The organism is Sphingomonas kyungheensis, assembly GCF_037120395.1.
Classification (GTDB): Bacteria; Pseudomonadota; Alphaproteobacteria; order Sphingomonadales; family Sphingomonadaceae; genus Sphingomonas; species Sphingomonas kyungheensis.
In genome coordinates this window covers 1-22,128 of record NZ_JBBBDM010000014.1, presented here as the reverse complement: position 1 = coordinate 22,128, position 22,128 = coordinate 1, and the positions used below count along the sequence as shown (strand labels likewise).

The window sequence follows — 22,128 nt, the reverse complement described above, 5'->3', positions numbered from 1 at the left end:
GCGCGCTGTCTGGACCTGTCGCGACCGAGGCCAACAGCATGGCGAACATGATTCTCATGGTGCTGGATTAGGGCAAGACTGCTTTCCCGAAAAGGATCGGCCGGCGAGGCGCAACCGGTCATCCGCCACCACCAGCGGCGCATGACGGCCCGATGAAATGATCGTCACGATCGCGCCAGGAAAGTTGCCGTTCAGCTTCGCGGCGGCAAGGAGTTAGCCGCCACGGATGGAGGACTCGACGATGCGCCATCACGGGATCGGAGCGACGCGGCTCGCCGCCGTCGCGCTGGCGCTGCTGCCGGCGCCGGCGCTCGCCGCGGGTGAGGCGCCCGGCGCGGGGATCGGCTGGGCGAACCGCCTCACCTGGGGGGTGACCGCCGCGGACGCGCGCGCCGCCAACCCCGATCGCTGGCTCGACGCGCAGCTCGCCAGCGACGACACCAGCCTGCCCGCGCCGCTCGCCGCGACGGTGGCGCAGATGCGGATCAGCCGCGAGCCGCTCGCGCAGATCGTCGTCGCGGTCGATGCGCAGAACCGCGCCGCCAAGGCGCTGACCGATCCGGCGCAGCGCGAGGCGGCGCGCAAGGCCTATCAGGCGACGCTCAACGCCGTCGCCGACGAGGCGCGGCAGCGTTCGGTGCTGCGCGACCTCTATGCCCCCGACCAGCTCCGCGAACAGATGACCTGGTTCTGGTTCAACCATTTCAACGTCCAGGCGAACAAGCGCGACATCCGGCTGATGGTCGGCGATTACGAACAGACGCTGCACGCGCAGGCCTTCGGCCGCTTCCGCGACATCCTGGAGGCGACGCTGCGCCATCCGGCGATGCTGCGCTATCTCGACAACGACCAGAATGCCGTCGGCCGGATCAACGAGAATTACGCGCGCGAGATCATGGAGCTGCACTCGCTCGGCGTCGGCTCGGGCTATAGCCAGCAGGACGTGCAGGAGCTGGCGCGCATCCTCACCGGCGTCGGCGTCAGCCTGAGGCCGGAGCCGCCGCGGTTGAGGCCGCAATGGCAGCCGCTCTACCTCCGCGCCGGCCTGTTCGAATTCAACCCGGCGCGCCACGACTTCGGCGACAAGCATTTCCTCGGCCATGTCATCAAGGGCTCGGGCTTCGGCGAGGTCGAACAGGCGCTCGACCTGATCGCGGCCGCGCCGGCGACCGCGCAGCACGTCGCGACCGAGCTCGCCACCTATTTCATGGGCGACGCCCCGCCGCCCGCGCTGGTCGCGCGGATGGCGGCGCGCTTCCAGCGCAGCCACGGCGATATGGCGGAGGTGATGCGGACGATGATCCGCTCGCGCGAATTCGCCGCCTCCACCGGCCGCGCGTTCAAGGACCCGGCGCATTATGCGATCTCGGCGGTGCGGCTCGCCTATGGCGACCGGGTGATCCTCAACCCGATGCCGATCGTCGGCTGGCTCAACCGGATGGGCGAAGGCCTGTATAATCACGAAACCCCCGACGGCTATCCGCTCGACCGCGCCGCCTGGTCGGGACCGGGGCAGATGGCGACGCGCTTCGACATCGCGCGCCAGATCGGGGGCGGATCGGCCGGGCTGTTCCGCCGCCCCGGCGTCGCCGACGAGGCGCCCGCCTTCCCGCAAGTGCAGAATGCGCTCTATTACGACGGCCTCGCCGCGACGCTCGGCCCGCCGACGCGCGACGCGCTCGCGCAGGCCCGCTCGCCGCAGGAATGGAATGCGCTGTTCCTCTCCTCGCCCGAATTCATGCGCCGCTAGTCAGGAGTCGCCGCCATGTATCCGCACGTCCACCGCCGCGATCTGCTGAAAGGCGCGGCCGCGCTCGCCCCCGTCGTCGTCGCGGGCCGCGCCTTCGCCGCGCCGCAGGCAGGCAGCCGGCTGCTCGTCGTCTTCCTGCGCGGCGCCTATGATGCGGCGAACGTCGTCGCGCCGACCGGCAGCGACTTCTACCATCAGGCGCGCCCGACGATCGCGCTCGCCCGCCCCGACGCGGCCGATCCCGCCGCGCCGGTCGCGCTCGACGCGACGTGGAGCCTGCATCCCGCGCTCCGCGACAGCCTGATGCCGCTGTGGCAGGCGCGGCAGATCGCCTTCGTCCCCTTCGCCGGCACCGACGACATGAGCCGCAGCCATTTCGAGACGCAGGACACGATCGAATTGGGCCAGCCGGTCGGCGGGCATCGCGATTACGGCTCGGGCTTCATGGCGCGGCTCGCCGCCGTGCTCGGGCGCGGCGCGGCGGACCGGCCGATCGCCTTCACCGACCAGCTGCCGCTCTGCTTCCGCGGCGGCTCCAGCCCGGTGCCCAATCTCGCGCTCGCCAGCGTCGGCAAGCCGATCGACGCGCGCCAGGCGCAGCTGATCGAGGCGATGTACCGCAACGACGCGCTGCTCGGCCGCTCGGTCCACGCAGGCTTCGACGTGCGCGACACCGTCTACAAGGCGCTCGCCGACGAGATGACCGCGGCGAGCCGCGGCGCGGTCAGCGCCAAGGGGTTCGAACTGTCGGCACGGCGGATCGGCACGCTGATGCGCGACCAGTTCAACCTCGCCTTCGTCGACGTCGGCGGCTGGGACACGCACGTCAACCAGGGCGGCGCGACCGGCTATCTCGCCGACCGGATCGGCGCGCTGGGGCGCGGCCTCGCCGGCTTCGTCGCGGCGATCGGGCCGGAGGCGTGGCGGACCACCAATGTCGTCGTCGTCTCCGAATTCGGCCGCACCTTCCGCGAGAATGGCGACAAGGGCACCGATCACGGCCATGGCAGCGTCTATTGGGTGATGGGCGGCGGCCTGTCGGGCGGGCGGCTCGCCGGCGCGCAGGTCGCCGTATCGGAGGCGACGCTCAACCAGAACCGCGATCTGCCGGTGCTGACCGATTACCGGTCGCTGATCGGCGGCCTCGTCCGGCGGCAATTCTCGCTGTCGGGCGCGCAGCTCGACACGCTGTTCCCGAATGCGCGGCCGGACGATCTCAAGCTGATCTGAGCCATCGGCCCGCCCGCTGATCGGTAAACTAAACCGAGATTTAGTCGCGTCGCGACGGACATCCGCCTAACCGCGGGCGAGGGTCCGGCACGAGTGGCGACGATGACGATGACGCGATGGGCAGGGACGCGATGGGCAGGGCTGGCGGTGGCAGCGGCGCCGATCCCGGCCGCAGCCGCGGCGCAGGAGGCGACGGCGATCTCGCTCGACCGGCTGGCGCAGGAGGTGATCGCCAACAATCCCGAGCGGCAATTCTACCAGCGCCAGATCGACACCGCGGGCGAGGCGCGCGACGCCGCCGGGCGCTGGGCCGATCCCGAGGCGGTGGTCGAATTCGGCGAACGGCGGGCGAGCGATCCCGTCACCGGCGCCCCGCTCGGCGACGGGCAGAGCTATGCGGTATCGGTCGTCCAGCCGATCGAGTTCGGCGGCCGCATCGCGCTGCGCCGGGCGATCGCCGAACGCCAGATCGCGCTGGCGCGGATCGGCCTGCAGCAGTTCGACGCGACATTGGCGGCACGGGCGCGGTCGCTCGGCTACGGCCTGTTCGCCGCGGACGAGAAGGCGGATGCCGCGCGCACCGTCGCGGCGCGGATGCGGACGCTGGCGCGGGTGATCGTGTCGCGCGATCCGGCCGGGCCGGCGCCGCAGCTCGAGGCGGCGGCCTTGCAGGCGGATGCGATCAGCGCCGAGCGCACCGCCGCCACCGCGGATGCCGAGGCCAATTCGATCCTCTACGAACTCAACCAGTTGCGCGGCACGCCCTTTGCCGCGCGGATCCGCATCGTGCGGCCGGACATGACCCTGCCCGACCTGCCGCCCGGCACCGCGCTCGCCGCCCAGGCCGCGACGAACAATTTCGAGCTGCGCGCGCTGCGCGCGCAATTCGAGCAACAGGGGCTGCGCGTCGATCTCGCCCGCAAGAGCCGCATCCCGGTGGTCAGCGTCGGCCCCTATTACGATCATGCCCGCTCCGACGTGCGCGAGACCAATTACGGCCTCCGCCTGTCGACCCCCCTGCCCTTGTGGAACCGCCAGGCCGGCGACGTCGCGGTCGAGGCGGGGCGGCAGGCGCAGGCCAATGCGACGCTGATCGCCGCCGAACGCCGCATCGCGCGCGACGTCTTCGATCAGGCGGCGCAATATGAGGCGAAGCGCCGCGCGCTCGGCCAGTGGGACGGTGAATCGGCGCGTCGCTTCGCCGCCGCGGCGGAGGAGGCCGACCGCAACTACCGGCTCGGCGCGATCCCGCTGACCACCTATACGCAGATGCAGCAGGCCTATGTCGATGCGACGGTGGCGATCCTCGATACGCGGCGCGAGGCGATCGAGGCGCTGCTGCAATTGCGCGCGCTCAACGGCGGGACCGCGCCCGGCCGATGATCGCGCGGCTGCTCGACGGCGTCACCCGGCATCGCCTCGCCGTCGCCCTCGTCACCGCGCTGGTCGCGGCGCTCGGCCTCTGGGCGTTCGCGACGCTGAAGATCGATGCGATCCCCGACATCACCGGGGTGCAGGTGCAGATCAACACGATGGTCCCCGCGCTCGCGCCCGAGGAGATCGAGCGGCTGGCGACGCTGCCGATCGAGCGCGCGATGGCGGGCCAGCCCGGGCTCGACGAGACGCGCTCGCTGACCAAGACCGGCCTCAGCCAGGTGACGCTGCTCTACAAGGACGGCACCAACCAGCTGCGCGCGCGCCAGCTCGTCACCGAACGGCTCGCCGCGGTGCGCGACCAACTGCCGCCCGGCGCCTCGCCGCAGCTCGCGCCGATCACCACCGGCCTCGGCGAGATCTATTATTACACGCTCGAATGGCGCACGCCGCCGCCGGGGCTCGATGCGCAGCGGCAGCTGATGGAGCTGTACGAGGCGCAGGAATATACCGTGCGGCAGATGCTGCGCGCGGTCACCGGCGTCGCCGACGTCAATTCCAACGGCGGCATCGAGCAGCAGTTCGTCGTCCAGCCCGATCCCGCCCGGCTGACGCTGCACGGCGTCACCGCCGCGGAGCTCGCCCGCGCGGTCGGCCAGAACGTCGAGAATGCCGGGGGCGGCATCATCGCGCAGGGGCCGCGGCGGCTGACGGTACGCACCGACGCGCGGGTGATGGACGCGACGCAGATCGGCGCGATCCCCGTCAAATTCGCCGCGGGCGTGCTGCCGTTGCAGGTCCGCGACCTTGCCGACGTGGTGATCGGGTCGGCGCCGCGGCAGGGCGCGGCGACGCAGAACGGACGCGAGACGGTGCTCGGCACGGTGATGATGCTGGTCGGCCAGAACAGCCGCGAGGTCGCCTTGCGCGCCGAACAGGCGCTGCCCGACATCCAGGCGGCGCTGCCCAGGGGGATGGCGATCCACCCGCAATACAGCCGCTCCGACCTCGTCGACCGGACGATCGCGACGGTCGAACACAATCTCGGCGTCGGCGCGCTGCTCGTCGCCCTCGTGCTGCTGCTGGTGATGGGCAATTGGCGCGCGGCGCTGATCGTCGCGATCGTCATCCCGCTCGCCTTCCTCGTCACCGTCACGGGGATGAATGCGCTGGGCGTGTCGGGCAATCTGATGAGCCTCGGCGCGCTCGATTTCGGGCTGATCGTCGACGGATCGATCGTCGTCGTCGAGAACAGCCTGCGCCTGCTCGCCCGGCGCCGGCACGAGACGGGTGCGGCGCTCGATGCCGAGGCGCGGCGCGAGACGGTCGCCCATGCCGCCGCGATGGTCGCGCGGCCGACGCTGTTCGGCATCGCGATCATCGCGCTCGTCTACGTGCCGGTGCTCAGCCTCGGCGGGGTCGAGGGCAAATTGTTCCAGCCGATGGCGCAGGCGGTGATGCTGGCGATCGGCGCCGGGCTGGTCTGGACCTTCACGATCGTGCCGGCGCTGTCGGCATGGCTGCTGCGCGCGCCGGCGCGCGACGCCACCGACGGGCGGCAGACCGGGCTGATCGGCTATGCCGAGCGCGGCTATGCGCCGGTGCTGGAGCGCGCCATCGCGCATCCCGCCTGGCTGACGATCGCCGCCGTCGGGCTGCTCGCCCTCACCTATCTGCTGTTCCGCAGCCTCGGCTCGCAATTCACGCCGCAGCTCGACGAGGGCGCGATCACCGCGATGGTCTATCGCCCGGTCGGCATGTCGCTCGAGCGCAGCCTCGCGATCGAGGAGGCGACCGAGCGCGCGATCCGCCGGCAGTATCCGCAGATCACCCACAGCTTCTCGCGGATCGGCACCAGCGAGGTGGCGACCGACCCTATGCCGCCCAATGAGAACGACCTCTACCTCTTCTACACGCCCGCGAAGGACTGGCCGCAGGGCGACGGCCGGCCGACGACCAAGCAGGCGCTGATCGCCGGCATCGAGCGCGTCGGGCGGCAGGTCTACCAAGGCCAGACGTTCGAATTCGCCCAGCCGATCGAGATGCGCTTCAACGAGATGCTCGAAGGCGTGCGTGCCGACGTCTCGGTCAAGATCTTCGGCGAGGATTATGTCGTGCTCGAACGCGCCGCGAAACAGGCGAAAGCGATCCTCCAGCGGCAGGCCGGGACCGAAAGCGTCGCGTTCGAGACCGCGGGCCGCCCGGAAAGCCTCGTCGTCGAGCTCGACCATGCGGCGATGCTGCGGCTCGGGCTCGGCACCGCCGAGGTCAACAGCGCGATCACCGACGGCGTCGCCGGCGCCGAGGTCGGCTTCATCCCCGAAGGCGAGGCGCGCCACATGATCGTCGTGCGCATGCCGGAGGCGCTGCGTGCCGATCCCGCCGCGATCCTCGCGCTGCCGCTGCGCGTCGGCGCATACGGGATGGTGCCGCTGTCGCGCGTCGCCAGCCTGCGCCGCATCCACGCGGTCGAGCCGATCCTGCACGACGGCGGCAAGCGGCGCGCGGCGCTGATGGTCAACCTCAACACCAGCGACCTTGCCGGCTATGTCGCGCGCGCGCGGGACGCGGTGACGCGGGGCGTCCGGCTGCCGCCCGGCTATCGCATCGAATTCGGCGGCCAATATCACCAGCTCGAGGCCGCGCAGAAGCGCCTGTCGATCGTCGTGCCGGCCGCGCTGCTGCTGATCTTCCTGCTCGTCTATGCCGCGCTCGGCAGTGTGCGCGAGGCGGCGATCGTCTATACCGGCATCCCGTTCGCGGTCACCGGCGGGGTGCTGGCGCTGTGGCTGCGCGGCATGCCCTTCTCGATCACCGCGGCGATCGGCTTCATCGCGCTGTCGGGCATCGCGATGCTCAACGGGCTGGTGCTGATCGACCATATCAACAGCCTGCGCGACGGCCGCGAAGGCGGCGAGCCATTGTCGACCGACGCGGCGGTGCGGCAGGGCGCGCGCGACCGGCTGCGCCCGGTGCTGTCGACCGCGCTCGTCGCCTCGATCGGTTTCGTGCCGATGGCGATCGCCACTGGCGCCGGCGCCGAGGTGCAACGGCCGCTCGCCACCGTGGTGATCGGCGGCATCGTCACCTCGACCATCCTGACGCTTTTGCTACTGCCCAGCCTCTACCGCTGGCTGGCGATCCCCCGCCGAACGGACGCCGAGGCCTGAGGGGGGCACGCCGGCCGATGCCTCAATAGCGGTAGCGCAGCACCGCGGTGCCGCCGGGCGGCAGCCGCGGCGACCAGGTGGCGAGGCCGTCGATGCGGGGCAGCGGCTTGCCCTCGGCGGTGATCGCCTGTCCCGCCGTGCCGATCGGCACGTCGAGCGTCACCGGCTGCGCGGTGGCGTTGCGCGCGGTGAGCATCGCCCCGCGCACGCCCTCGGCGTCGGGCCGGACGCCGATCGGCGGGTCGGAGGGCAGCGTCGTCTGGGTCAGCGTCACCCGCTCGCTCGTCCCGGCGGCCAGCCGCACCGTCTCGCCCACCGTCCGGTCGGTGATCGCGCCCTGGCCGAGCAGCAGCCGCTCGCCGCCGCGCTGTGCATAGAGCGCGGTGCTGCCGGCGGGGAGCGCGATGCCGAGCCCGCCCGCGCGGTCATTGCGCAGCACGAGGACGATCGCGGCCGGCGCGTTCTCGAACGTCGCACCGGGATAGATCACCGGCCGACGGTAGCGGCGCTCGACCGCCACCGCCTTCTGCTCGAGCAGCGCGACCTGTTTCTGCCCGCGCGCGGCGACGGTGGTGCGGACCGGCACGCGGTACAGCTTGAGGTCGCCGAGATCCTCGGGCGGTGCCCGCGGTGCCGGCGGGGGTGGTGGTGGTGGCGGCGGAGGTGGCGGCGCGAACGCCATGATCCGCGAGCCGGTCACGACGATCTCGTCGGCGGGCTCGAACGACGTCGCGCGCAGGTCGGACGTGGTGGTGCCGAGCGGGTAGCAGACGAGGCGCAGCTTGCCGACCGTCCGCGGGATCGCCGCGACGGGGACGCGGTTGAGCCGGCCGGCGACGGCGCGGACCTCCGCCTGCGCGAACGATTCCGCATTGCCGTTGGCGAGCGTCAGCCAGGCGAACAGGTCGATCGTCCGGCCGTCCGCGGCGAGCGTGCTGACATAGCTCGCGCGCCAGTCGAAGCCCGAGGCGAGATAGGACAGGCGCACCGTCACCGTGCGCGGCGTCGGGCTGGTCGTCGTCACGCTCAGCACCGGCTTGCTCGACAGGTCCGCCGGCACGCCCGCGAAGGCGAGCCGTTCGGGCAGGCCCGAGCAGCGCAGCGTCTCGATCCCCGTCGCCGTGCGCAGCACGATCCCCGGCGCGGGGCCGGCGACGATCGTCGCGGCCTGCTGCACCTGCCGGCCGGTCGCGCGGTCGGTGCGGGTCAGCGTGACCGCGCGGCCGAGCGTGCCGTCGACCAGCGACGCGGGCGACAGCAGGCGCGCGTCGCGGTTCTTCTCGATCGTGCCGCCGGGCAGGCCGTCGATGATCGCGCTGACCGGCACGATCCCTTCCGCCACCCCTTCGAAGCGCAGCGTCGCGCGGCCGCGCGGCAGGTGCACCCGGCGCGTCTCGGTGACCAAGGCGAAGCCGTCGAGATATTGCAGGTTCATCGCGCCCCGGCCGTAGGGCGCGCGATAGACGGTGAGCGCGACCGAGGCGGGCGCGGGCGAGGTGACGACGGTCTGCGCCGCTGCCCCGCCCGGCAGCAGGCTCGCCAGCATCAGGCCGGCGACCAGCCCGATCGCGCGCAGCCGGGGCATCAGTAGCGGGTGTCGAAGGTCGCGGTCACCGTCGCGTTGCCGTTCGCCGGCACCGCAACCTGCCACGCCAGCGTGCCGGCGTCGCGCCGCTCGCCGTGCGCGCTGTCCTCGACGACGCGCACGTCGGCCCAGTCGAGCCCGTTCTGCACCAGCTCCACCGTCACCGGCCTGGCGCGGGCGTTGGTCAGCGTGTAGCGCATCGCGGTGCGCCAGCGGTCGTTGCCCAGCCGGGTGCGCGAGACGGTGACGGGCTGTACCTTGACGTCGAAGGCGTCGCCGGTGGGCAGCGCGATCGTCGACCCCTGCGGCGTATGGTCGATGCGGTTCTCGCCGACGAACTGCGGCTGGCCGCGCGCGTCGCGGACATAGACGCGCACCACCCCCGCCGGCAGCGCGTCGCCGAGCCCGGCCGCGCCCGAATTGCTGAAGCGCAGCACCGATTGCGCGCTGCGCGGCTCGTTCGAGGTACCGAGCCAGCCATTGTCGAAGCGATAGCCGGACCGCGCCGCGACGCCCTTCGCATCGAGGAAGCTGACCTGCTTGGTCTGTTTGTCGGCGATCGTGGTGCGCGCGGCGAGTGGATAGAGATAGAAATCGCCGAGCTGCTCGCGCCCGGATGTTTCGGTGCCGGGCTGCGTCCGCGTCGGACGACGGCGCCGCGGCACGTAATTGCCGCTGTCCTCGTCGTCGCTGCTGCCGACCTCGCCGGCGACGAGCAACGTCTTGGCATGGGCGAAGGTGGTGCCGCTGGTGTTCTTCAACGTCACCCAGCCCTGGACGTCGACGGTGCCGCTGCGGTCGTCGAACAGCGCGACATAATCGGCGCTCCAGCCGAGCCCGCGGCTGAGATAGGAGAGCGTCGCCGGCCGCGATCCGGCGCGCGTGCTCGCCAGCGTCACCGACAGCGTCGGGCGCGCGCGCAGCGCATCGGGCACGCGGTCGAAGATCGCACGCACCGGCAGGCCGTCGTCGCGCAGCACCTCGACATGGCCGTTGACGTCGAGCACGACGCCGCCGTTGACCGCGAGCACCCTGGCGCGCTCGCGCGTCTCGACGCCGGTCGCCGGATTGGTGCGCAGCAACGTGATCGTCTCCCCGACCGCCTTTTCCATCAGGCTCGACGGGCTGAGCAGGTCATAGTCGAAATTCTGTTCGACGATCGTGGCATCGGGCACGGTCAGCGACACCGTCTCGGGCCGGATCGCGGCGCTGACGTCGGGAAAGCTCTGCTGCACCCGCCCGCTCGCCAGCGCCAGCGGCCGGATGTCCTGCACCAGCGCGACATTGTTGGTGTAGATGGTGACCGACACGTCGCCCTGCGCGCTGCCCGCGGCGGGCGAGTCGGCGGGCGGCGGGGCGGCCTGCTGCGCCGCGGCCGCGGCCGGGTCGAGCAACAGCGCCAGCCCGCAGGCTCGCCAGATCGTCGTACGCATGTCCATCTCCCCCGCTGTGCGGCGAACATGACGCGGTCCGCGGCAAAGGGCAACGCGGTGATCGACCGGCGGGCGAAACTCTGTGACGGCACCCGGCATGACGATCGCGGTAAGATCACGCTCGGCGTCCGCAACACGGCGTCACCCCGGACGTGTTCCGGGTCCACCGTGCCGCGAACATAACGGCTCATGCTCTTGCGGAACCGTGGATGCCGGACCGACTCTGCTCCGACATCCCGTGTGCGGCACGATCCGCCGCGGTCCGGGCGACGCCGGGCCGTCGCAAAAGTCTCGACATTGCGTTCGACCCTCCGGCCGAATCCCGCTAACGCCGGTCGCCATGCCCGCCCTGCCAGTCCTGCCCGCCGCTACGCCGCGTGTCGCGACGGTCTGATGGCGGGAAGGCTGCCGATACCCGCCGGCGCGTCCGGCAAGGGGCTGGCGGCGTGGCTGCGCCGGCGCACGCGGTCCAGCGAGGCGATGCTGATCCTGCTCGCGGTGATCGTCGGCGCCGCGGCGGGCACGCTCAGCATCCTGCAGGGCGCGATCGCGCGGACGTTGCAGCATTGGCTGTTCCGCCTGCCCGACGGCGCGCGGCTGAGCACCGCCGGCGCGGTGCCGCCGCTCGCGCTGCTGGCGCTGCCCGCCGGCGGACTGCTGCTGATGGCCTTCTCCTGGCTCACCCGCGCCCGCCAGCGCCGGCTGGTCGACGCGGTCGAGGCGAATGCGCTGCACGGCGGGCAGGTATCGTGGACGGACAGCCTCGTGATCTCGGGACAGACGATCCTGTCCAACGGCTTCGGCGCCTCGGTCGGGCTGGAGGCGGCCTATGCGCAGCTCGGTGCGGCGGTCGCCTCCGCCGCGGGCGGCTGGCTGCGGCTGCGGCGCGGCGATCTGCGCGTGCTGGTCGGTGCCGGCACCGGCGCGGCGATCGCCGCCGCCTTCGGCGCGCCGCTGACCGGCGCCTTCTACGCCTTCGAGATCGTCATCGGTGCCTATACCCCCGCCGCGATCGCGCCGGTCGCGGCGGCCGCCCTCTCCGCGGTGCTCGTCGCGCAGTCGCTCGGCGTCCACCCCTATCTGGTCGATGCCGCGGCGGGCGAGGCGGTGCAGACGCACCATTATCTCGTCTACGGCGGGCTCGGCGGCCTCGCCGCGCTGCTCGGCATCGTGCTGATGCGCGCGGTCGCCGAGGTCGAGCGGCTGACGCGGCAGCTGCCGGTGCCGCCCGGCGCGCGTCCGGTGCTCGGCGGCCTGTTGCTGATCCCGCTCGCGCTCGCGACGCCGCAGGTGCTCTCCGCCGGTCATGGCGCGCTCCACCTCGACCTGGAGGCGGCGCTGCCGCTCGGCATCGTCGCGGCGATCTTCGTGATGAAGAGCGCGGCGTCGATCGTCTCGCTCGGCTTCGGCTTCCGCGGCGGACTGTTCTTCGCCTCGCTGTTCCTCGGCAGCCTGTTCGGCCATCTCTATGCCGGGGTCGTCGCGCTGCTCGCCGGCTATCCGGTGGTCGATCCGCAGAATGCCGCGCTCGTCGGCATGGCGGCGTTCGCGGTGGCGGTGGTCGGCGGGCCGATGACGATGGCGATGCTGGTGCTCGAGGCGACGCACGATTTCTCGCTCGCCGGCGCGGCGGTCGCCGCATCGCTGGTCGCGACGACGATCGTGCGCGAGCTGTTCGGCTATTCCTTCTCGACCTGGCGGCTCCACCTGCGCGGCGAGACGATCAAGAGCGCACGCGACGTCGGCTGGATGCGCACGCTCACCGCCGGGCGGATGATGCGGCGGGTCGAGCGCGCGACGCCGGCGACGCTGACCGTCGCCGAATTCCGCCGCGCCGTGCCGCTCGGCGCGACCAGCCGGGTGGTGCTGACCGACGGCGACGAACGTTATGCCGGCATCGTCCGCACCGCGAGCGCCTATGCCGACGGCATCGCGCCCGACCAGCCGGTCGCGACGCTCGCCATCCAGCAGGACCGCACGCTCGATCCCGCCGCCGACATCCGCCGCATCATGGCGGCGTTCGACGCGGCGAGCGCCGACGAAATGGCGGTCGTCACCGCCGAGGGCCGCGTCCTCGGCCTGCTCTCCGAACCCTATGTGCGGCGCCGCTATGCCGAGGAGCTCGACAAGGCGCAGCGCGAATTGTTCGGCGAGGCCTGACGGCGGGGCGGTGCCGCGGTCGCAAGGGACTGGCGGCACGCGGCGCGACGCGGCAAGGCAGCCGGGATCGACAGGGAGCGAAAGCATGGCGCGCAAACATCGCAAACACGGCCCGTATGACGCGCCAGAGTCCGAGGCGGAGGCGCCCGCCGCCCCCGCCGCGCCCTGCTGGCTGTGCGGGCGCGGACTCGGCACGACCACCGTCTGGCATCATCCCGTGCCCAAGAGCCGCGGCGGGCGCGACGTCGTGCCGATGCATCCGATCTGCCAGCAGACGCTGATCGCCAATTTCACCAATTCGGAATTGCAGCGGCACGGCATGGACGTCGACGGCCTGCTCGCCGATCCCGCGATCCGCAAATTCGTCGACTGGGTGGCGAAGAAGGACCCCGACTTCACCGCCACCGCGACGAAGAAACAGCGCTGACGGGCGGCTGGTTCGCGCAGAGGCGCTGAGGCGCAGAGGGCGCTGAGGGCGGATATTGATTCACGCGAAGACGCGAAGACGCGAAGATGTTCCGCCCGCCGCGAGCGCGGCCCATGTCCTGCACGGGCAGGAAGAGCAGGCCACGCCCGGTCCAAGGCGCGCCCTCTTTGCGTCTTTGCGTCTTCGCGTGAAATCCTCCTCCCCACTTCGCCTTCGGGAGAAAACAAATCGGGTTCACGCGGAGGCGCGGAGGCGCGGAGGCGCTTCGCTGTGTTGCAGCGGCAGCGCGGGACAGCGGGGGCCGGAAATGGAAGGCTGCGCCAGCCCAAACCACTACCCCTCCGCGCCTCCGCGTGAACCAATGTCTTTCTGTGCCGCTGCCCGAGCATAGGCCGCGCGCCGCGAGCGCGGCCATGCCATCCACAGGAAGGTAGAGTAGGCCACGCCCGGTCGGAGGCGCGCCCTCTTCGCGTCTTCGCGTCTTCGCGTGCAATCCTCCTCCGCACTCCGCCCTCGGGCGAAGCCAAATCGGGTTCACGCGGAGGCGCGGAGGCACGGAGGCGCGGAGTTGATTCGCTGTGTTGCGGCGGCAGCGCTGGACAGCAGACGGCAGGAGATGGAGGGCCGCGCCAGTCCGAGCCGCTCCCGCTCCGCGCCTCCGCGCCTCCGCGTGATCCCTCTCCCAAGCCCGGGCAGAGGGCGACGTTCGCGATGATCGTGGCGAGGTTCGGCAAAGAACCGCTGCCGAGGAACTGAGCACTGCCTGCACTGTTCAGGAAATCGAAGCAGGACAAGGCAGTATATCATGAGCAAGCAGCCCGACGACGCCGTATCGCAGCAAGCAGGATTGAGCCGCCGCGCCGTGGTCGGCGGGGCGGCGATCGGGCTGGCGGCGTCCACCGCCGCCTCCGCCGCGGCCCAGCAGGCGGGCGGTGCGGCCGCCACGGCCGGGCCGGGGCTGATCGATCCGACCACCCAATATCCGCGCCCGCCGTTCGAGAAACAGTCGCAGCCCTTTCCCGGCCTCGCCAGCAAGATGAACCCGCGGCCGGATCACGGCGAGACGAGCTACAAGGGCTCGGGCCGCCTGCTCGGGCGCAAGGCGCTGATTACCGGGGGCGATTCCGGCATGGGCCGGGCCGCCGCGATCGCCTATGCGCGCGAGGGCGCCGACGTCGCGATCGCCTATCTGCCCGCCGAGGAGCCCGATGCGCGCGAGGTGATCGCGCTGATCCGCCAGGCCGGGCGCAAGGCCGTCGCGATTCCCGGCGACCTGCGCGACCGCGCCTATTGCGCCAAGCTGGTCGACACCGCCGTCCGCCAGCTCGGCGGGCTCGACATCCTCGTCAACAACGCCAGCCGGCAGCAGCAGCGGCAGTCGCTGCTCGACATCACCGACGAGGATTTCGACGCGACGCTCAAGACCAACCTCTACGGCATGTTCTACGTCACCAAGGCCGCGCTGCCCCATCTCAAGCCGGGATCGGCGATCATCCAGACGACCTCCGAACAGGCCTATGACCCGTCGGAAAATCTGGTCGATTACGCGATGACCAAGGCGGCGATGATGAACTTCACCAAATCGCTCGCCAAGCAGCTCGGGCCGAAGGGCATCCGCGTCAACGGCGTCGCGCCCGGCCCGATCTGGACGCCGCTGCAGGTGGCGGGCGGCGCGACGATGGAGAAGCTCCAGCAGTTCGGCGGCAACACCCCGCTCGGCCGCCCCGGCCAGCCCGCCGAGCTCGGCTCGATCTACGTCCAGCTCGCCGCCTCCGACGCCAGTTATGCCAATGGCCAGGTCTATGGCGCGGCCGGCGGCTCGGGCCAGCCGTAAGCCGGCGGCAGGCGCCGGCCTCCCGCCGTCAGGGGTCGAGGTCGGCGTCGCGCCGGATCCGGCGTCGCAGGCGCGCGGCGTGCAGCACCTCGGCGGTGTTGTAATGGCCGCGCCGCTCCGCCCGGATCGCCTGCCCGACCCGCTTGCCGTGGATCATCAGCGGCAGGCCGGCGAAGGCGAGCGGGAAGACGGCGATCATCAGCGGCGACCGGTCGAGCACCAGCAGCAGCGCGCAGCCTGCCGCGGTCAGCGCGACGCCGACCAGCTTCCACCGCAGGTCGCGGCGGGTCATGCCCGCCTCCCGCCGGCATCGGGTGCCGGATCGCCGATGATCCATCGGCCGGCAGCGGCGACCGCGGCGCGGACGCCGGCGCTTTCCCCCGCCGGGCCGGCGTCGTGCCACAGCACGATGTCGGCGGGAAAGTCGGCCTCCGCGGCGAGCGCCTGTTGCGCCTCCGCCCGCTCGAACACGACGCCGATCGCCGGATCGTGCAGCCGTGCCGCCGCGGCGCGCGCGCGACCGATCAGCGTCGGCGAACGATGGATGCCGCGCGCCTCGATGCCGGTGAAGCCCGCGGCATGGGCGTGACGCGCCGCGGCGATCAACAGCGTGCCGCAGGCGCAATCGGCATCGACGATCCGCACCGCGCGGCGGTGCCGCTCGCGCAGCGCGGCGAGTGCCGCGACGATCTGCGGCCAGCGCGGATCGGCGCAGGCGCCGCGCGCGCCGTGGCGCCCGTCACGCCGACAGCCGGCGCGCGGCCCGGCGATCGGGATGGTCGACCCGCGCTCGGGTCTGGAATCGGAATCGGACGTCATGGCGCTGCGCTGGCCTCACAGGATCGAGCGTCTCGCGCTCGCCCGGCCGAGCTACGCAGCGGCGCATAGCGATTCGAGAGCGATTCCGGTGAATCGCATAGCGTGCGCATAGCCTTGCCAACGGTTCGTCGCATCGGGCCGGGCGGCTGGTGCCTCAATCGCCGCGCCGCTGCGGCCCGCGGCGGTGGCGCCGGTCGGCGCAGGCCGTCGCCGCGGCGGCTCGATGCCGCGTCTTCATCAGCGCCGCACCCCGCCGCGTATCATAAGCGCGACCGGCCGGGGTGATCGGATCGAGCAGCCGCGCGCGAAGGTCCTGCTGCGGCGACGATCCGCGCCGGTCCTGCGCCGTCGCCGGCCGCGCCAGCAGCCTCCGGCCGTGGAGGAGCAGCAGCACGCCCGACGCGGCGAGCAGGAAGGTGGCGAGGCCGAGCGCGAACTCCGCGACCGTCGCCGGCCCGCCCCGGTGGACCGAATAGACCGCGCGGTGGATCAGCGTGGTGGCGCCGGCCGCCGCGAGCAGGATGCCTCCGCACAGCCGGGCGCCGCGATCACGCATGACCGCGCGCGCCGAGCAACTGGCGCCCGCCGCCCGCCCCGCTGCCGTCCGTCCCGCTGCCGTCCGCGTCCGGCGCGGCCGTGACGGGGACCAAGCCGGCGACCGGCGGCCGCACCGGCCGGCGGTGCCGCCAGCGCTGGCTCACCGCGACCTCGTCGAACAGATGCCGGCCGAGGAGCGCCATCGCGCTGCCCGCGCTCGCGCCGAGGAACGCGATCGTCGCGAGCAGATAGGCGGCCGCGCTCACCGCGCGCGGCCGCAGCGGCATCGCGCCGAGCCGGGCGATCGCCAGACCGGCAAGGCCGCACAGAAGCAGGCCCGCGGCGCGCATCGCGAAATCCAGACGCCACTGTTGATGGAAAGCCGTCATGCCACAATCCTCGTTGCGGCCATCCAGCTATCGGGCGACGCATAGCATTGCGAGAGCGATTCCGGCTTTCCGCATAGTGCCGGCATAGCCGCCGCCCGGCCGACCCCGCGGACACGCCGGCGCGCCGCGGCCGGGCGGCGGGCGCCGCACGTTTTCCCTTTTGTTCCGCGAGCGACTGACTCATAGAATCGGTATGCCGATCCGCCCCGAGAACCGCTGGCTCTATCCGATCGACTGGGACCAATTGTCGGCCGACATCCGCTTCCGCCGCGCCGGCGCGCGCTGCGAGCAATGCGGGCGGCCGCATCTGCGCCGCGTCGCGCATCTCGGCGACGGGCGCTGGTGGGACGTCGAGGCGCATGGCTGGCGCAACGGTCGCGGCCGGCCGGTGACGATCAGGGGCCAGGTCGCGCTCGGCTCGGTACGGATCACCAAGGTCGTGCTCGCCTGCGCGCATCTCGACCATGATCCCGGCAACAGCGCGCGCGGCAACCTCCGCGCGCTGTGCCAGCGCTGCCACATCCTCCACGATGCCGCGGAGCATCGCTGGCAGCGCTGGTGGAACCGCTTCCGGTTGCGCGCCTGCCGCGACCTCTACGAAGACCCGCGCCTCACCCGCCAGCGGCTCGCCCGGCGGTAGCCGCATCGCCTCCGCGGGGGGGAGCGCCGCGTCAGCCCTCGGCGTGCCGGACGATCGCCTCGCAGATCGCGTGCGTCGCGAGGATGGCGGCGGCATCGACCGGCCGCCGCTCGCGCGCCGCGCGCAGGAAATCGTCGCACATCGCCGCAAAGCCGCGCTGCTCGCCGACCGACGCCCAGTCGCCGCGGCGGTGCAGCTGCTGCGCACCGTCGCGCGCCGTGATCCGCTCGGCGAGGTTGCGCACGCTGTGACGGCTGCCGCGCCCGATGACGTCGAGCCGTTCCTCGTCGAGGCCGCTGTCGCGGTGCATCGTGCCGATCGCGGTGAAGCCGTCGCCGGCCAGCGTCAGCGTGACCGCGTGGAGCCGGCCGTCGACGACCTGCGTCTCGATCGTGCGGCGAACGACCGGTGCCGGCGCGAGCGACAGCACCGTGTCGACGACGTGGATGAAATCGTCGAACACCACCCGGCGCGGCGCGTCGGGCTGGCGTCGGCGATGCTTCTCCATGACGATGAGCGACGCGCCGCGCCCGCGCAGCGCGACATAATCGGGTGCGAACCGCCGGTTGAATCCGACCGCCAGCGGCACGCCGCGCGCCACGGCGAGCGCGACGAGCGCCTCGACCGCGCCGAGATGATCGGCGAGCGGCTTGTCGACGAAGGTCGGGACATCGCGTTCGATCAGCAGCCTGACGAGATCGGCATGCGCCGGCGTCGCGGCATGGACGAAGGCCGCGTCGAAGGCGGTCGCGGACAGCGCGTCCTGCACGCTGCCGTGGCGCGGCGCGATCCGGAACGCGGCACCGACCTCGGCGAGCGCGGCAGGATCGCGCGTCGCGAGGTGAAGGTCGAGATCGCCGCGCTGCGACAGCACCGGCAGATATGCCTTGCGGGCGATATCGCCCAGCCCGATCACCAGCACCCGCATCCGTGTCTCTCCCGCCGGGCCGGACCTGGCCCGCGTGCGGCGATAGCGGGTTGCTTTCGCGTCTCGCAATGGATCGTCGCGGTCGGTGCGCGCGCCCTATCGGCATGCGCGGCCGATCTGGCCCTCCCGACCGGTCGCGGTTGTCCGGGGAACCCCTGCCGTCGTGCCGCATGGCCCGGTTCGGCGCGCCGGGCCGGCGGTTCGGCGCGACACGGCGCACTGGCCAGTTGGCGGCGCGTCGCGTTAAGCTACGATTTACGCGATATCCCTTAGCGCAACACCGCCCCCGCGAAAGTCATCGATGCGTCTGCTCCCGCTGCCCCGCCTGCTCGCCTGCTGTCTCGCCGCCGGTCTGCTGCTGCCCGCCCCGGCGCAGGCGAGTTCGCCCGCGCTGATCGGGCTCGAACGGACGCTCAGCGCGCTGGTGGCGGCCTGGCCGGGGGATTACGGCATCGCCGCGCTCGACCTGCGCGACGGATCGACCGTGTCGATCAACGGCGACATCGCCTATCCGATGGCGAGCACGGTCAAGCTCGCGATCGCCGGCGCCTATCTGACCGACGTCGATCGCGGCCGGCGCCGCCTGACCGACGTCATCGCCGGCCGCTCCGCCGCGCAGCTGATGGAGCTGATGATCGTGCGCAGCGACAATCATGCCGCCGACCAGCTGCTCGCCGCGGTCGGCGGCCCGGTCGCGGTGCAGCAATGGCTCGCGACCAACGGCATCGCGGGCATCCGCGTCGACCGGACGATCGCGCAATTGCTCCGCGAACCCGGCCATGTCTTCGACAGCAAGGATGTGGCGACGCCCAATGCGATGGTCGCGCTGCTCGACAAGCTCAACGGCCCGCTGCTCTCCGCCGAAAGCCGCGGCCTGCTGTTCGGGCTGATGAGCCGCTGCGCGACCGGCACCCGCCGCATTCGCGCGCTGCTGCCGGCGGGCACGCGGGTGGAGGACAAGACGGGCACGCTCGACGGCGTCACCAACGACGTCGGCTTCATCACCATGCCCGACGGCCGCCGGCTCGCGGTCGCGGTCTTCGCGCGCGGCGGCCGCGATCGCCAGCCCGGCATCGCCGCGGTCGCCCGCGCCATCTACGACCGCTTCGCCGACGCCGAACGCAACGCGCTGACCTTGTTCCTGCAGCTGAAATAGGGCTGCGCTCCGGGGGATGGCCGCGACCCGGCAACCCTAGACCGCCGTCGCCGTGACATAGACTCCGATCGCGATCACCACGGCGGCAAAGCCGCGTTCGAGCAGTCCCTTGCGGGCGCCGAGCTGGCGGCCGAGCGCGATGCCGGCGATCGTCCCGGCGCCGCCGCCCGCGACGAGCAGCGCCGTCACGCCCCAGTCGACCAGCCCCGACAGGGCGTAGGAGGCGGCGGTGGTCAGCCCGAGCGCGCTGACCACGACCAGCGACGTGCCGATCGCGACGGACAGCGGCATCGCGGTCGCGAGGATCAGCCCCGGCACGATCAGGAACCCGCCGCCGATCCCGAAGAAGCCGGCAGCCAGCCCGACGCCCAGCCCGATCGGCACGAGACGCGGCAGCAACGTCGCCGCGCTGCGGCGGGTCAGCCGCACGTCGGGCGCATCCGCGGTCCGGCGCGGGCGCAGCATCGACAGGCCGACGCCGATCATCAGCAGCCCGAACAGGACGAGCAGCCGCTGGCCGTCGAACGCCTTACCGAGCTCGGCGCCCAGCGCCGCGCCGATCATCCCCGACGCCGCGAACACGCCGGCACAGCGCCACTTGACGCGGCGAGCGCGGGCATGGCCGATCAGGCTGGCGAGCGCATTGACCGTGACGGCGACCGCCGCCGTCCCGATCGCCGCATGCGGCGAGCCGATCCCGACGCCATAGATGAGCAGCGGCACCGCGAGGATCGATCCGCCGCCACCGACCAGGCCGAGGATCAGCCCGATCACGCCTCCCGATGCGAGCGCGGCGAGGATGGCGGCGCTGGCCATGCCCGCCTCAGGCCGCCGCGCGCCGGTTCCACGGCATGACGCGCAGCACGCTGGCCATGCCGCACCATCCCGTGACGCCGGCGACCATCAGCCCCGCGCCGACGAACCCCGCCAGCGCGAAGAAGCCGGGGGCGACGAACGCGCCGAGCAGCACGCCGGCGAGCACCAGCGCACCGGCGGTGATCTGCACCTGCCGCATGATTTCCAGCGGCTGCGATCGATCGGCGACGATCGGCTGTCCGGCCTGCCGCCACGCCGCGATGCCGCCGCCGAGGATATAGGCCGGGGCGTCGCCCGCCGCCGCGCCGAGCGCCGCCGCATGCGCGGCGGTGCGCATCCCCGACCGGCAATGGAAGATCACCGGACGGCCGTCCCGCGGCAGATCGCCGATCCGGTCGAGCGGCACGTTCACCGCACCGGGGATATGCTCGCGCGCATGTTCGTCGGCCCCGCGGATATCGATCAGCCGCGCGCCGGCGTCGATCGCGGCGCGGGTGTCGGCGGGGGAAAGCGTCGCAGGCGTCATCGCGTCACTCCTTGCAATAGAGCTGGTAGAGGGTCGCGAGCAGCGTTTCGATGCGGGCGTCGGCGATCGCATACCACAGCGTCTGGCTCTCGCGCCGGAAGGTGACGAGACCTTCGTCGCGCATCCTCGCCAGATGCTGCGAACAGGCCGATTGCGACAGGCCGACCTCCTGCGCCAGATCGCCGACCGTCATCTCGCCATGTTCGACGAGCTTGCACAGCAGCATCAGCCGGCGCGCATTGCCGATCGCCTTCAGCGTGTCCGCGACCTGTCCGGCCTTTGCCTCGAAGGTCGCCAGATCCATCGGCTTGAGCATCGTCGCCACTCCATTAGGTGTTGCTTATGTAGCATATTCTAATATATGAGCAAGGGGGTAAGGAGCCCATCATGACCCAGCCCTTCATCGAGGCATTCTTCGACGCGCCGACCAACACGATCAGCTATCTCGTCGGCGATCCGGCGACGCGCATCGCAGCGGTGATCGATCCGGTGCTCGACTTCGATCCGGCGAGCGGCATCGCCGACACGCGCTCGGCCGGGCGGATCGTCGCCTTCGCCCGCGCGCACGACTGGCGGATCGCGATGGTGCTGGAGACGCATGCGCATGCCGATCACCTGTCGGCCGCGCCCTTCGTCACGGCGCAGACCGGCGCATGGATCGGGATCGGCGCGCATATCCGCGCCGTGCAGACGATCTTCCGCCCGATGTTCGCGATGGACGATCTGACCCCCGACGGTTCGGACTTCGACCGGTTGTTCGAGGACGGCGAGCGGTTCGCGATCGGCACGCTGGCGGTCGAGGTGCTGCACGTCCCCGGCCATACCCCGGCCGACGTGGCCTATCGGATCGGCGATGCGGCGTTCGTCGGCGACACGCTGTTCATGCCCGACTATGGCACCGCCCGCGCCGACTTCCCCGGCGGGGATGCGCGCACGCTCTACCGCTCGATCCGCCGGCTGCTGGCGCTGCCCGACGCGACGCGGCTGTTCCTGTGCCACGATTACAAGGCGCCGGGCCGCGACGACTATCGCTGGGAGACGACGGTGGCCGAGCAGCGCCGCTCGAGCGTCCACGTCCATGACGGCGTGAGCGAGGACGCGTTCGTCGCGATGCGCGAGCGGCGCGACGCCGGGCTCGCCGTGCCCAAGCTGCTGCTGCCCTCGATCCAGGTCAACATCCGCGCGGGCCATGTCCATCAAGCGGAGGCGAACGGCGTCACCTTCCTGCGCATCCCGGTGACGTGGCGCGCGGGGTGACGGGGGTCGCCCCCCCTATCGCGGCGCCGGCCCGGTCGATCCGCGGACGATCAGCTCGTGGCGGTGGCGGCGGCAGGGCACGGACGGTTCGCCCTTG

20 protein-coding genes are annotated in these 22,128 nt (G+C 71.9%); 10 read left to right on the top strand and 10 right to left on the bottom strand.

All coding sequences use genetic code 11. From position 1 onward, the window contains the following. Positions 1–226: 226 nt before the first annotated feature. The 4 genes from V8201_RS17135 to V8201_RS17120 all read left to right on the top strand — a co-directional run bounded on the left by V8201_RS17135 (position 227) and on the right by V8201_RS17120 (position 7,524). Positions 227–1,750, top strand: coding sequence for a DUF1800 domain-containing protein (locus V8201_RS17135; RefSeq protein WP_336546043.1), 1,524 nt, complete (start codon positions 227–229; stop codon positions 1,748–1,750). A gap of 15 nt (positions 1,751–1,765) precedes the next feature. Further along, on the top strand, positions 1,766–2,980 hold the full coding sequence (locus V8201_RS17130; protein WP_336546042.1) for a DUF1501 domain-containing protein: 1,215 nt from the start codon (positions 1,766–1,768) through the stop codon (positions 2,978–2,980). A 102-nt stretch (positions 2,981–3,082) separates the two neighbouring features. After that, positions 3,083–4,363 carry a TolC family protein gene (locus V8201_RS17125; RefSeq protein WP_336546041.1) on the top strand — a complete coding sequence of 427 codons (1,281 nt, stop codon included), beginning with the start codon at positions 3,083–3,085 and terminating at the stop codon, positions 4,361–4,363. Next, the gene (locus V8201_RS17120) at positions 4,360–7,524 is read left to right on the top strand and encodes an efflux RND transporter permease subunit (protein ID WP_336546040.1); all 3,165 of its coding nucleotides are present in this window, start codon (positions 4,360–4,362) and stop codon (positions 7,522–7,524) included. The genes V8201_RS17125 and V8201_RS17120 overlap by 4 nt, the downstream gene beginning before the upstream one ends. A 22-nt stretch (positions 7,525–7,546) precedes the next feature. Here V8201_RS17120 and V8201_RS17115 read toward each other — a convergent pair whose 3' ends face one another. Next, positions 7,547–9,109, bottom strand: coding sequence for a DUF4139 domain-containing protein (locus tag V8201_RS17115; RefSeq protein WP_271301050.1), 1,563 nt, complete (start codon positions 9,107–9,109; stop codon positions 7,547–7,549). After that, positions 9,109–10,542 (bottom strand): DUF4139 domain-containing protein, encoded by a 1,434-nt coding sequence (locus V8201_RS17110; RefSeq protein ID WP_271301049.1) that lies wholly within the window; start codon positions 10,540–10,542, stop codon positions 9,109–9,111. The genes V8201_RS17115 and V8201_RS17110 overlap by 1 nt, the downstream gene beginning before the upstream one ends. Positions 10,543–10,935: 393 nt before the next feature. Here V8201_RS17110 and V8201_RS17105 point away from each other — a divergent pair, with 393 nt between their 5' ends. The 3 genes from V8201_RS17105 to V8201_RS17095 all read left to right on the top strand — a co-directional run bounded on the left by V8201_RS17105 (position 10,936) and on the right by V8201_RS17095 (position 14,963). Continuing rightward, positions 10,936–12,702 carry a chloride channel protein gene (locus tag V8201_RS17105; protein ID WP_051583530.1) on the top strand — a complete coding sequence of 589 codons (1,767 nt, stop codon included), beginning with the start codon at positions 10,936–10,938 and terminating at the stop codon, positions 12,700–12,702. A gap of 85 nt (positions 12,703–12,787) precedes the next feature. Next, the gene (locus V8201_RS17100; RefSeq protein WP_336546039.1) at positions 12,788–13,129 is read left to right on the top strand and encodes a hypothetical protein; all 342 of its coding nucleotides are present in this window, start codon (positions 12,788–12,790) and stop codon (positions 13,127–13,129) included. Positions 13,130–13,934: 805 nt separating this feature from the next. Then, the gene (locus tag V8201_RS17095) at positions 13,935–14,963 is read left to right on the top strand and encodes an SDR family oxidoreductase (RefSeq protein ID WP_336546038.1); all 1,029 of its coding nucleotides are present in this window, start codon (positions 13,935–13,937) and stop codon (positions 14,961–14,963) included. 28 nt (positions 14,964–14,991) lie between these two features. Here the strand turns inward: V8201_RS17095 and V8201_RS17090 are convergent, their stop codons facing one another. From V8201_RS17090 to V8201_RS17075, 4 genes are all read right to left on the bottom strand, one after another. Beyond that, complete coding sequence (locus V8201_RS17090; RefSeq protein WP_037535367.1) at positions 14,992–15,255, bottom strand: hypothetical protein; 264 nt, start codon at positions 15,253–15,255, stop codon at positions 14,992–14,994. Continuing rightward, entirely contained in the window at positions 15,252–15,782 is a 531-nt protein-coding gene (locus V8201_RS17085; protein WP_336546037.1) for an SAM-dependent methyltransferase, read from the bottom strand. The genes V8201_RS17090 and V8201_RS17085 overlap by 4 nt, the downstream gene beginning before the upstream one ends. 154 nt (positions 15,783–15,936) lie before the next feature. Next, complete coding sequence (locus V8201_RS17080) at positions 15,937–16,338, bottom strand: hypothetical protein (protein WP_336546036.1); 402 nt, start codon at positions 16,336–16,338, stop codon at positions 15,937–15,939. Continuing rightward, on the bottom strand, positions 16,331–16,708 hold the full coding sequence (locus tag V8201_RS17075; RefSeq protein ID WP_336546035.1) for a hypothetical protein: 378 nt from the start codon (positions 16,706–16,708) through the stop codon (positions 16,331–16,333). The genes V8201_RS17080 and V8201_RS17075 overlap by 8 nt, the downstream gene beginning before the upstream one ends. A 193-nt stretch (positions 16,709–16,901) precedes the next feature. On the opposite strand from V8201_RS17075, the gene V8201_RS17070 reads away from it, so the two are divergent. Then, entirely contained in the window at positions 16,902–17,348 is a 447-nt protein-coding gene (locus V8201_RS17070; protein ID WP_336546034.1) for a hypothetical protein, read from the top strand. Positions 17,349–17,379: 31 nt separating this feature from the next. On the opposite strand, the gene V8201_RS17065 is transcribed toward V8201_RS17070, so the two are convergent. Next, a complete protein-coding gene (locus V8201_RS17065; RefSeq protein WP_336546033.1) occupies positions 17,380–18,276 on the bottom strand; it encodes a Gfo/Idh/MocA family protein in 897 nt (298 codons plus the stop codon). A gap of 301 nt (positions 18,277–18,577) precedes the next feature. Here V8201_RS17065 and V8201_RS17060 point away from each other — a divergent pair, with 301 nt between their 5' ends. After that, on the top strand, positions 18,578–19,432 hold the full coding sequence (locus tag V8201_RS17060) for a serine hydrolase (protein WP_336546032.1): 855 nt from the start codon (positions 18,578–18,580) through the stop codon (positions 19,430–19,432). Positions 19,433–19,468: 36 nt separating this feature from the next. Here V8201_RS17060 and V8201_RS17055 read toward each other — a convergent pair whose 3' ends face one another. Genes V8201_RS17055 through V8201_RS17045 form a run of 3 tightly spaced genes read right to left on the bottom strand, consistent with a single transcriptional unit; the run spans position 19,469 to position 21,090 of the window. Next, a complete protein-coding gene (locus V8201_RS17055; protein ID WP_336546031.1) occupies positions 19,469–20,248 on the bottom strand; it encodes a sulfite exporter TauE/SafE family protein in 780 nt (259 codons plus the stop codon). A gap of 7 nt (positions 20,249–20,255) precedes the next feature. After that, complete coding sequence (locus tag V8201_RS17050; RefSeq protein ID WP_271301042.1) at positions 20,256–20,774, bottom strand: rhodanese family protein; 519 nt, start codon at positions 20,772–20,774, stop codon at positions 20,256–20,258. Positions 20,775–20,778: 4 nt separating this feature from the next. Next, a complete protein-coding gene (locus V8201_RS17045) occupies positions 20,779–21,090 on the bottom strand; it encodes an ArsR/SmtB family transcription factor (RefSeq protein WP_336546030.1) in 312 nt (103 codons plus the stop codon). A 71-nt stretch (positions 21,091–21,161) separates the two neighbouring features. Between V8201_RS17045 and V8201_RS17040 the strand changes: the two genes are divergently transcribed. After that, positions 21,162–22,031 (top strand): MBL fold metallo-hydrolase, encoded by an 870-nt coding sequence (locus V8201_RS17040; protein WP_336546029.1) that lies wholly within the window; start codon positions 21,162–21,164, stop codon positions 22,029–22,031. The last annotated feature ends 97 nt before the right edge of the window (positions 22,032–22,128 follow it).